The sequence below is a fragment of the Pirellulales bacterium genome (genome assembly GCA_035546535.1).
Classification (GTDB): domain Bacteria; phylum Planctomycetota; class Planctomycetia; order Pirellulales; family JACPPG01; genus JACPPG01.
The window spans coordinates 1-9707 of sequence record DASZWQ010000210.1 but is presented as its reverse complement, the minus strand read 5'-3'; the positions used below and the strand labels follow the sequence as shown (position 1 = coordinate 9707).

At 63.9% G+C, this 9707-nt stretch carries 7 protein-coding genes; 2 read left to right on the top strand and 5 right to left on the bottom strand.

The window, feature by feature from the left end; genetic code table 11:
• Positions 1–516 precede the first annotated feature (516 nt).
• Both VHD36_24885 and VHD36_24880 read right to left on the bottom strand, forming a co-directional pair.
• Positions 517–972 (bottom strand): acyl-CoA thioesterase, encoded by a 456-nt coding sequence (locus VHD36_24885; protein HVU90581.1) that lies wholly within the window; start codon positions 970–972, stop codon positions 517–519.
• 108 nt (positions 973–1080) lie between these two features.
• Complete coding sequence (locus VHD36_24880; protein ID HVU90580.1) at positions 1081–2136, bottom strand: App1 family protein; 1056 nt, start codon at positions 2134–2136, stop codon at positions 1081–1083.
• 162 nt (positions 2137–2298) lie between these two features.
• Here VHD36_24880 and VHD36_24875 point away from each other — a divergent pair, with 162 nt between their 5' ends.
• Positions 2299–3591: a glucose-1-phosphate adenylyltransferase gene (locus tag VHD36_24875; protein ID HVU90579.1), complete on the top strand. Its 1293-nt coding sequence runs from the start codon at positions 2299–2301 to the stop codon at positions 3589–3591.
• A 56-nt stretch (positions 3592–3647) separates the two neighbouring features.
• Here VHD36_24875 and VHD36_24870 read toward each other — a convergent pair whose 3' ends face one another.
• The 3 genes from VHD36_24870 to hemE are packed head-to-tail and all read right to left on the bottom strand — an operon-like array spanning position 3648 to position 7815.
• Positions 3648–4412 (bottom strand): DpnI domain-containing protein, encoded by a 765-nt coding sequence (locus VHD36_24870; protein HVU90578.1) that lies wholly within the window; start codon positions 4410–4412, stop codon positions 3648–3650.
• An 8-nt stretch (positions 4413–4420) separates the two neighbouring features.
• Positions 4421–5878 carry a protoporphyrinogen oxidase gene (gene hemG / locus VHD36_24865; GenBank protein HVU90577.1) on the bottom strand — a complete coding sequence of 486 codons (1458 nt, stop codon included), beginning with the start codon at positions 5876–5878 and terminating at the stop codon, positions 4421–4423.
• The gene (gene hemE, locus VHD36_24860; GenBank protein HVU90576.1) at positions 5875–7815 is read right to left on the bottom strand and encodes a uroporphyrinogen decarboxylase; all 1941 of its coding nucleotides are present in this window, start codon (positions 7813–7815) and stop codon (positions 5875–5877) included. Before hemE ends, hemG begins: the two co-directional genes overlap by 4 nt.
• A 181-nt stretch (positions 7816–7996) precedes the next feature.
• Between hemE and VHD36_24855 the strand changes: the two genes are divergently transcribed.
• A complete protein-coding gene (locus VHD36_24855) occupies positions 7997–9142 on the top strand; it encodes a hypothetical protein (GenBank protein ID HVU90575.1) in 1146 nt (381 codons plus the stop codon).
• Positions 9143–9707 lie beyond the last annotated feature (565 nt).

The following is a 9707-nucleotide window of genomic DNA, read 5'->3' as shown; positions in this document are numbered from 1 at the left end:
ACGAAATGCTCTGCCACTACCTCAGCGGCTGGGCCACACTCGACGAACTTGAGCAAGCTATCGCCAAACATCACGCCACAGCGAAACCCCCGTAGCAAATCTTGAACCGAACACTATTGGGAGAGGGCCGGGGTGAGGGGTGAATCGATCAGTGAAGTTTGAAGGTGCCTCGGAAGTAACGCGTGACGGCGGCGGACAACCGCGACCCTCCCCTGACCCCTCCCTGAAAGGGAGGGGAATTAGCGCATCGACTACTTCCACGCTACCCACTACCGCTACTGCCCTCTGCCTCATCCCTCTCCCTTCGGGGGAGAGGGGGGGAGAGGGCAGGGTGAGGGGTGAATCGATCAGCGAAGTTTGAAGGTGCCTCGGAAGTAACGCGTGACGGCGGCGGACAACCGAGACCCTCCCCTGACCCCTCCCTGAAAGGGAGGGGAATTAGCGCATCGACTACTTCCGCGCTACCCACTACCGCTACTGCCCACTGCCCTCTGCCCTCTGCCTACTGACTACCGACTACTGACCACTATTCCTCATCCGCAACAGCTTTTCCATCCGCTCGCGCAAGTCTTGCCAGCGCTCGTCGGCCGCGGGCGCGGCGATCGATTCGATCGGCAGCGGGGCAGGCTGGCCCGCGTCATCGACTTGCACAAAGCCCATCAGCGCATCCATCCACGGGCCCTCCTCTCCTGGCAATGGTGAGCCAATGACGCCGACCACCAGGTACGCGCGCGTCAGGTGCAGCACCGTTCCCTGCAGCTCGACCATCGTGCCGACCGGCACGGGCCGGTAGCACTCGACGCTCAAGACACGCCGCAGCAGAAAGTTCGCCCCGTCACCGATCGTGCGGAAGGCGGTGACATATGCCGCCTCGAGCGCCATGCGCAAGAGGGAGCCCGCGTACAGCGTGTCGTGATGATTCGTATCGGCCGGCAAGACGAGCCGATGCGTGCAGGTGATACCGTGGTTCATGGTCACTATCTTATAAAAGCCGCGGGTCCGCCGCTCAAATATAGGACGTGCATCGGCGGGCAAACGGCAAAGCCAGTAGCCCGGGGTCTACGACCACGGAAGCATCTATCAAACAATCTCGCTCGGCAGCTCATCCGGCTCGACGAACGCCTGCCACATCGTTTCCGGCAAACCCGCGAAGGTGCGCAACAATCGCGCGCTGCGCCGCTCTTCCCCCGCCACGCAACGAATAACGATCCGCGCAACCTGTTGCGGATGACGCCGCGCCAGCTCGGCATACACCTCCGGGTCGTGCTCGCCGGAATCGCCCACGCAGATGAATCGCCGCTGGGGCAGATTGGCGAAGATTTCCGCGATCACGGCCAGCTTCTTCGATCCATCCTTATCCGATTCCAGCGTGCTGGCATTCTTCCAGCGAAAGTTGCGCATGTGGAACGTGCCGGCCGGAAAGCCGTGGTCCAACACGAATTCCGCCAGCGGCGTATACAGTTGCCAAGGACTGCGCGACACGTAATGAAACGCCGCCCCCGCGGCTTGCCAGCGACGGTACAGATCGGCCATGCCGGGCACGGCTTCGAAATCGCGAAAGAAGGTCTGCCGCAAGAGCGCCGCGCGATCGTGAACGTGCGTGATCTTGATCGTGTCGTCGATATCCGAAATCACCGACAGTCCTTGCTCGCCCAGCAGGTGCAGGGCCGTTCGCACCCGGCGTTCGTCGCCCGGCGGCATGACGACGTCGAGGTTCAGCCAGCGGTTGAGCGCCGGCGAACCCTGCCCGTCGGCCTGCTCGGCAAGCGCCGCCTCGACCGCACCGGCCGGCAGTCGCAAGGCGTCGAGAATGTGCCCATTCGCGGTCGAGGGGGCGAGCTCGAAGGAATCGCTGCCGACGCGAATCGTCACCGCCTTGCGTGGCTGATTATCGACCAGGAAGGCCCACAGCCGCTCGGCGAACAGCTCCCCCTCGATGCTCGCGCGCTCCAACCCCAGCCAGCTTCGCAGCAGGTTGACGGCCGCCGCCCGGCGTAGCGAATTGGTCTCGGGCTTGAAGACCCAACCGTGCAGCGGCAGGTGCCAGACGGCGCTCGCCGAATCGTAATGGCCGATCGTGGGAAAGAAGATCAGCGCATCGTCGCGATGAATGTCGATTTTCGCGCGTCGCGCCATCGTACTCTTCCCGGTGACCCGGAATCGGCGACATTGCCGGCCGCCCCGGGTCTGGATGAACCGAAGTTTTACTCCTAACATACGTGTCCAGCCGCAAACTGGCGAGCCGTGCGGCGCTGTCGCCGGCCCGAGCAAAGGCCCCCATCCCAGACAGGACATTTCATGGAGCGCGTGCTGACTTTGGTGCTTGGCGGCGGCCGCGGCCAACGGCTCTACCCTCTGACGAAATACCGCTCGAAGCCGGCCGTCCCGCTCGGCGGAAAATACCGCCTGATCGATATCCCGATCTCGAATTGCATCGCCGCCGGGCTGAACCGGATTTATGTGCTAACGCAGTTCAACTCGGTCAGCCTGCACCGGCACATTCGCCGCACCTACAACTTCGACATCTTCAGCGGCGGCTTTGTCGAAATCCTCGCCGCGCAGCAAACGCTCGATGGCTCGGACTGGTACCAGGGAACGGCCGATGCCGTGCGCCAGAACCTGCGCTACATCCAGCAGCCCGGCGTCGACCTGGTGCTGGTGCTCTCGGGCGATCAGTTGTACCGCATGGATTTCGCCGCCATGATTCGTTCGCATCAAGAATCAGGCGCCGATGTCACCATCGCGGCCCTGCCGGTCGATCGACAATCGGCCGCGGGCTTTGGCATCATGCGGATGGACGACTCGGGCCGCGTCGTGGGATTCCTGGAAAAGCCCAAGACCGACGCCGACGTCAACCTGGTGCGGACCGAACCGGCGTGGATCGACGCGCGTGGCGTGGCCAGCCGCGGCCGCGATTGCCTGGCGAGCATGGGAATCTACCTGTTCAATCGCAAGACGCTGGTCGATCTGCTGACGAAGACTGACTATCACGATTTCGGCAAGGAAATCTTTCCCGCCTCGATCCGCACGCAGAAAGTGCAGATGTACCTGTTCGACGGCTACTGGGAGGATATCGGCACGATCCGCTCCTTCTACCAGGCGAACCTGGAGCTGGCGGCCGCCCGCCCCCCCTTCGAATTGACCTCCGCCGTGCAGCCGGTCTACAGCAGTCCGCGGTTTCTCGCTCCCTCGCGCATTGCTAGCGCCACGATCCGCGGCAGCCTGCTGGCCGACGGCTGTGATATTGGCGAAGGCGCGGTGATCGAAAACAGCGTCGTCGGTTTACGTTGCCAGATCGGCCGCAACGTGACGATCCGCAACTCGGTCATCATGGGGGCCGATTACTACGAATCGCCCGACGATCTGTCGGCCGACCGCGCCGAGGGGCGACCACCGCTGGGCATCGGCGACAACACCGTCATCGAAGGCGCGATCATCGACAAGAATTGCCGCATCGGCAGCAACGTGCGCGTGACCAACGAGCGCGGCGTCGATACGACCGGAGAAACGCCGGAAGCGATGGTCTGCGAGGGCATCGTCGTGGTGCCCAAGGACGCCGCGATCGCCGACGGCTGGTCGCTAGGCGGGTGAGCGCCGCGCGGCACTAGGGCTCAACGCCGACGATCACAAGGGGCACGGGGGGGACTTTAAGCTTTTCTCGCGGAAAGTCGGTATTGCCCGCGGTTAATAAATTCCAACAACTTCAAGTCGCGGAGCACCTGAAGCTGTTGTCGGATCTTTGGCCGGATATGGCGGTTATTTGGAAATAGTTTCGTAAGCCGCCGCTCCGCCTTATATGCATCGGAGAGCGTGAACTCGATCTTTCCTAAATCATGAATTGCCCGGAGCACTTCAAGTGTCCATCCGCGACTATAGGGCCGAACGTCGCTCAACGGTTGAACGCGCGCGTACTCAGCACGCACCAATGCAGGGTCGACAACTTTGCCGTTCTCAACGATCTTCAACCGCCCTTCAGGCGCGATGGCCGTCAGACGGATGTTGCATCCTACCCAGCCGGCGCGACGCGCTGCACCTTGAAGCGGCTTCCTAGGCTCTATGGCACCTTCCGAAAAGAAGAAGGATGGTACCAATAATAAATTTTGAACGCGCCAGTCGTGATCGTAGTGAAGCACGAACAAATTCGGTGCGGCGTTCGCACGAATGGCCCGGAGCATTGCATCATAGCCTGCGTCCGGTACGCGGTCCTTCGCCAAGCGCCTCATGCTCTTGACCTCATATCCGCTGCCGCAATCCGAGCATTTCAGGTCAGTTGCTGGCGTGTTGGGAGGTGTGCGAAGGAGGCGGTCCGCCGGACATCGCGCGCAGTAAAGCGACGCGGCGCACCATGCTTCGGTAACGACTCGGGCAACCTGTGACGGACTCTTGTACGACGCCGCGACCGCCGAATCCATCTCTAGTTTCATGCTTGTTCCTTTCGGTCGAGTTTGGCATCGAGAATCCGTTCCGCCGCCGCTTCGCCGCTTTTGATGCATAGCGGCACGCCGACCCCTTCGTAGGCGTTGCCGGCCAGTTCCAGGCCCGGCAGTCTGGCCACGCGATCGCGGATATCGGCGACGCGTTCTAAGTGCCCCAGATGGTATTGCGGCATGGCGCGATGCCAGCGTTCAACGCGGCGCAGACCCGGCTCGCCGCGGGCGCCAATCAGCTCGGCCATTTGCGTCTGCGCCGTCGTGAACAGCTCTTCGTCACTGGCCGAGACCAGCTCCGGCCGCGCGGCCCCGCCAAAAAACACCCGCACGATCGTCCAGCCCGGCGGCGCACGGTGCGTGAATTTGACGCTGGTAAAGCTGGCCGCCAGCATCGGCCTTCGCTCGACGTCAGGAACGACGATGCCGAAACCGTCCGGCGGCCGCGCGAGTTGCGACTGGCGATACGTCAGTATCGCGACCGCCGAGCTGGCGTACGGAATGGCGCCAAGCGCCGAGCCGAGCGAATCATCGACCGGCTGCACGAGTGTCGCCGCGCGATGTGCCGGCAAGGCCAAGATCACGGCGTCGAACTCTTCACGCGATTCTTCGGGCGCTGCCGCTCCCGCGACCGTGATCTCCCAACCCCCCTCAGGCCGACGTCGCAATCCGCTCACCCGAGTATTCAATCGCACGGTCTCCGGCGGCAGCCGCGCCGCCGTAGCCGTGGCGAGCGCCTGCATCCCGTCGCGCGGCGCAACAAACAAACTATACCTCGCGCCGCTTTCTCCCTGGCCGGCACCGGCGCTCTTGCTGTGCCGCACCGCGCGGATCAGCCCGCCATGCTGACGTTCCATTTCCAGAAAACGCGGCATGGTGGCGGCCAGGCTCAATTGCTCGGGATCGGCCGTGTAGATGCCGGCGGCGAGCGGCTGCACCAGGCGCTCGAAAGCCTCGCGCCCCAGGCGGCGTGTGGCGAACGAAGCCAGGCTCTCGTCTTTGACGTCGCGCCGGGCGGCGACAAAATATTCACCCAGCACCCGCGCTTTGCCACGCCAGCTCAAGAGCGGCGACAGAACCAAAGGCCACAGCGCCCGCGGCTCCATGACCATGAAACCCTCGGGCACCGGATGCAGCCGCCCATCGCGCACGACCAGTGCCCGGCGACGCCCGGAATTTGTGTGCAATAATTGGTCGGCCAGGCCGACGCGCCGGCACAGATCGAGCGCCCACGGCACGTTGGTGATGAAATTATCGGCGCCGAATTCGAGCAAGAAATCGTCCTGCCGCTCGCTGTGCAGAACGCCCCCCAAGCGATTGCCCGCCTCGAAAAGGCGGACCTGGCACGCGGGATCAAGTTCGATCAGTCGATGCGCGGCGGCCAGGCCCGTGATGCCACCGCCGACGACGGCCACACGTCGCGCTCTCGGCGTGGGGGCTGGGCCGTTCATGGGCGGGGTCGCACTCCCAACTCATGAACCGCTTCCACCAGCGCTATGACGTTCTCGACGGGCGTCTGCTGCAGCACGCCGTGGCCGAGGTTGAAGATATGCCCGGGGCGTCCAGCGGCCTGGTCGAGAATTTCCTTCGCGCGGCGGCGAATCTGCGCGCGATCGGACAATAGAACCAAGGGATCGAGGTTTCCCTGCACGCCACGGTCATGACCGATCAACCGCCAGGCATCGTCGAGGCGAATGCGCCAATCGACACCGATCACCGCGCCTCCGGCCTCGGCCAACAGCGGCAACAGCGCCGGATTGCCCGTCGCGAAATTGATCACCGGCACGCCGGGCGCAATGCCGGAGATGGTCGCTTGCGTATAAGGAAGAACGTAGCGGCGGTAATCATCCGTGCCCAGACAACCGACCCAACTGTCGAACAACTGCACGGCCTGCGCGCCGGCCGCGATCTGCGCATTCAAATAACGCGTCACCGAGCGGGCGAGCCGCGCCATCAGCGCGTCCCAGGCGCCGGTATCGCGGTACATGAGGGTCTTGGTGTGCAGGTAGCTGCGGCTCGCGCCCCCTTCGATGGCATAGCTGGCCAGCGTAAACGGCGCGCCGGCGAACCCGATCACGGGAATATGATCGGGCAAGCCTGCGCGCGTCAGCCGCACGGTCTCCATGACGAAGTCGAGCGCCTCGACGTGATCGAGCTCGACCACGCGGTCGACGTCGTCGGCATCGCGCACGGGATTGTGAATCACGGGCCCTTCGCCGGAGGCAAATTCCAGGTCCAGGCCCATCGGCTCGAGCATCGGCAACAGGTCGGAAAAGATGATCGCGGCGTCGACGTTCAGCTTCGCGACGGCCGTGAGCATCACCTCGGCGCACAAGGGCGGGTTGCGACACAATTCGAGAAAGGTCGTTTTTTCGCGCACGGCGCGATATTCGGCCATGTACCGGCCGGCTTGCCGCATGAGCCAGATCGGCGTGCGCTCGACCGGCTCGCGCCGGCAGGCTTTCATGAACAGCGAGTCGTCCCACGGTCCGCGCTTCGGCTCGGCGATTGTTCGTTCGGCCGCCCCGTTTCCGAGTGACGAAAGGTGCTGCTTGCGGCTGCACAGGCCCGGGCCCTGTTCGGCAGCGGCGACGACGAGCTGCCCCATCTTGGAATGTTCCGGCTCGACGTCGACCGTCAACTCATGGTCGCGGAGGGTTTCGCTGGTCGTAGGACCAATCGACGCCACGACCATGCGGGCCATTTGCCGCCGCAGGTCGCGTGTCACGTCGAGCTGGTCCGCCATGCGCAGCACGTTCACCACCTGATGGGCCGAGGTGAACATCGCCACGTCCCGCTCGCCGGCGGCGATCGCCCGCACGTTGTCGGCCAACGGGGCGGTGTCGGCCGGAAAGTCCCATTCGTAGACTTTGAGCGTGCGCACCTGCGCGCCACGCGCTTCGAGCCCTGCCACCAGGCTGGCGTTGGGCTGGCCATACTCTTGCAGGCCGACGGTCTGATTGGCCACCGGCACGTGCTGATCGATCGTCGAAAGAATCTCGCGCCACGTGTTGGGTTCCGGGACGCGCCAGGTGGGCGTGATGCCCAGTTCCTTGAGCACGGCCACCGGCTTGGGCCCGCGGGCAATGGTCGTGATGTCGGAGAGGGCCGCCAAGAAGCGCTCGCGCGGCACGCGGCGCTCGATCTGCGTGACCAGGTGCCGCAGGCCGACGCCCGTCATCAGAATCACGACGTCGATCTGACCGCTGATCAGGTGATAGGCGAAATCGACCGCCGCCGGGTTGTCGGCCAGCGGCACTTCGCGCAGCGAGGGGCTGACCGACGGCACGCCCCCCATGCGCTCGATCAGGCGCGACATCTCCTCGGCGCGGCGGCTTTCGAAGGCCGCCACCCGTAGGCCGCCGAAGTTGGGTGTGTCGCTGGCCATGCTTGGTATGTCACTAATTCCTGAGCGTGCAAAATCCCGAACCAATCCATGCTAACCCGAGCGGTTTCCAGGCAAAAGGGCGGCGCGAGCGCGATCGTGGTCGTAGAAGGCACCGGAGGGCTCTGCTACGATTGGATTTTGACGCACAGAAACGCTCGTCCGCCAGGTTGGAAGTGGCCGCATGACGCAGACTCAAACATTCTTTGACGACCTCCGTGCAGCCGCCGACCAAGGCGGAGCATCGGCCGTGTTTCGCCGCCTGGCGGAACGACTGCAGGAGGAGCAGAAATACCACGAGCTGTTCGATGCTCGTTTGATGGAGGCGCGCCACGCGCACAATTTGCCGCTGACGCTGGGCGGCAGCCTCGACGACCTGCCCGAACCGGTCCGGACCAAGATGGAAGACGCCTACGTCGCGGCCTGTCGCGAGGTGGGCAATCTGTTCTTGGCCTCGGGACGCGTGCGCGAAGCGTGGATGTATTTGCGCCCTACGGGGGATCGCCAGCTCGTGGCCGAGGCGCTCGCCGCGATCCCGCGGGACACGGAGAACTACGAAGAGATCATCGAAGTCGCGCTGTACGAAGGAGTCTGCCCGCGTCTTGGCTTTCAGTACGTGCTCGAACATTACGGCACGTGCAACGCGATTACGCTGTACGACGGCCAGATGCACGGCCGGCCGAAGGCCGATCGGCAGGCCGTGGCGGCCCTGCTGGTCGAACATTTGCACGGCGAGCTGTCGCGCAACGTGCGGGCCGATATCGCGCGGCGCGAAGGAAAGGAACCTGCCGAGCCGTCGCTGGCGGCGCTCGTGGCCAAGCGGCCGTGGCTCTTCGAGAACGACAACTATCACGTCGACACGACGCATCTGGCGGCGGTCGTGCGCTTCGCGCTTGCGTGCGATGATCCTCAGGTACTCCGCACCGCGCTCGACCTCACGGCCTATGGAAGGAATCTTAGCAAGCAGTATCAATTCGCCGGCCAGGAGCCGTTCGCCGACACCTATCCGGCGCACGCGCTCTTCTTTCAGGGCGTGCTGGGCGAGAACCAGGACGCGGCGATCGAGTACTTTCGCCAGCGCGCCCAGCACGGCGATGACGCCGGCCCGGCCGAGGTGCTGGTGGCGCTCTTGGCCCGCGCGGGCCGCGCGAAGGAAGCCTTCGAGGCGTCGGCCGAGTTGCTGCGGCCCGAGATGCGCACCTCGGGCTTCGCGCCCAGCTTGATCGAACTGGCGACGCGCGCCGGCTGCTACGAACAGTTGATGGCCGCCAGCCGCGACCGCGACGACGCCCTAGGATTCACGGCCGGGCTGGTCCAGGGAAGAGAGTAGGCAGTGATTATTAGCCGCCGGGCTCGCCCGGCGAGCCGGCAGTAAATGTCGAATGTCGAATTTCAAATGTCGAAAGAAATTCGAATGACCGAATGACGAATGGAATGCGCGGTGCAGAAACGCGGCGCCGGCATCGAGACACGACCACCCGATTTGGTCCTTGGATTTTTGATTTTCCTTCGACATTTGATTTTCGACATTCGTCCTGCTCGCGGACGATGGCGTCACGCGCGCCGGGCGAGCCCGGCGGCTAAGTAGGGCCATTGGGCTCCTCATGTTCCGGCTCCCTCTTTCTCGTCCTCTCGGTGCCCTCGGCGATCTCTGTGGCAAAAAATCTCCTCGACCTCTTTACTACTTCACTGCCCGTTGCCCTCTGCCCACTGCCCGCTGCCCTCTGCCCTCTGCCCGCTGCCCTCTGCCTACTGATTACCGATTACCGCCCACTTTTCCCCTGGAAATCAGGCCACCGCTTCGCGCATAGTGACGCGTAGCCGATTTCGGCCTGAGTTGTCTGTGGTTTGGTACGGCGGCGTTTGGCGTTATGTGGTGTGGTTCTTGCCCTTTC